This window comes from Mesorhizobium sp. Arg314 (assembly GCF_053714275.1).
The window spans coordinates 1-999 of the sequence record NZ_JBSKBP010000179.1 but is presented as its reverse complement, the minus strand read 5'-3'; the positions used below and the strand labels follow the sequence as shown (position 1 = coordinate 999).

General features: G+C 61.6%; 3 pseudogenes. 1 reads left to right on the top strand and 2 read right to left on the bottom strand.

Annotation, left to right across the window (positions count from 1 at the left end):
• Positions 1-252: 252 nt before the first annotated feature.
• Together ACWGS9_RS34945 and ACWGS9_RS34940 are read right to left on the bottom strand one after the other, a co-directional pair.
• Positions 253-402 (bottom strand): annotated as a pseudogene (locus tag ACWGS9_RS34945) (transposase); the annotation flags it as partial.
• Positions 398-849, bottom strand: a pseudogene (locus ACWGS9_RS34940) (ISNCY family transposase); the annotation flags it as partial. The pseudogenes ACWGS9_RS34940 and ACWGS9_RS34945, both read right to left, overlap by 5 nt.
• Between ACWGS9_RS34940 and ACWGS9_RS34935 the strand changes: the two are divergent.
• Positions 838-999 (top strand): annotated as a pseudogene (locus ACWGS9_RS34935) (NrtR DNA-binding winged helix domain-containing protein); the annotation flags it as partial. The pseudogenes ACWGS9_RS34940 and ACWGS9_RS34935 overlap by 12 nt on opposite strands.

Here is a 999-nt window from a genome sequence, read left to right as displayed (position 1 = left end):
TTTTCTTACTGCATTCGACGATTTTTTGGCAGCTCATCGTTCTCTCTTGCCTACGCGCACCAGTTAACCTTATTCATAATGCCTCTGGGTTTGTTTGGCGATGAGCGGCAGGGCATCTTTTTCACCCCGGCTGTGTCTGGACCTGTGAACGCGCTGGAGGGTGGAAGCTGTAATCGTTCGGCGGGGCTGCTGCCCCGGCGGTCATGGTCCATCGAACTGCAGCTTGCTGGCGAGCGCCCGGAACAGACTTGCCTAGGGACAGGCGGCGGCGAAGGCCAGACGGATGCGCGAGACGGTTTCGATGACGCGAGCGCCGAGCTTGAGCAGCCTGAGCCGCAGCGTAGCGAACTCGGCGTTGCGCAGATGGGTCGTGGGCACCGCCTCGCGCAGGGTGAGGATCAGCGGCGGCGCAATAGGCCTTCAGCGACTTGTTCATGAAATGGTGTCGTTGTCCGTATCCAGGCCGAGAAAGCGCGAAGGGGCAGTTGCGCAATTCTGTGAGCACCGTGCTCAACGGCGTCTGTTCGCGAACCAAGAGTGGCGCACATTCCGTCCAGCCGGTCGCGATATCGCGATATCGGTGAGCACGAGGTTTGGATGAAACTGCCCGAGCCGAAGGGCCACTATGAGCGACGAGGTCCGCCTCAAGGAGGCCTGGCGCTGGATCGTCCCAATTCGCCGACATTCTAATGGGAATGCTGCGTCGTAAGCGTGCGCTGTCGGCCGTCGTCGAGGACGTCCCGAGCCTTCTCAGACCGGTCCGAGCATCCTGTCGATCATGGCTGCGCTCATCGCCAGCAATGTGCCCCGGATTTCCGGCGCTAGGTCGAAATGACCCTGCCGTTGCAACGGACCGTGGAAGCATTGGCCGGGCGGCTCATCAACAAGCCGAACTTCCGCCGGCTCGTCGAGCAGCAGGAGTTGGTCGAAGAAACCGGCGAAACTGCCCTCGACACGGGCGGGCGGCCGGCGAAGCTTTATCGCTTTCGCCGTGCGGTG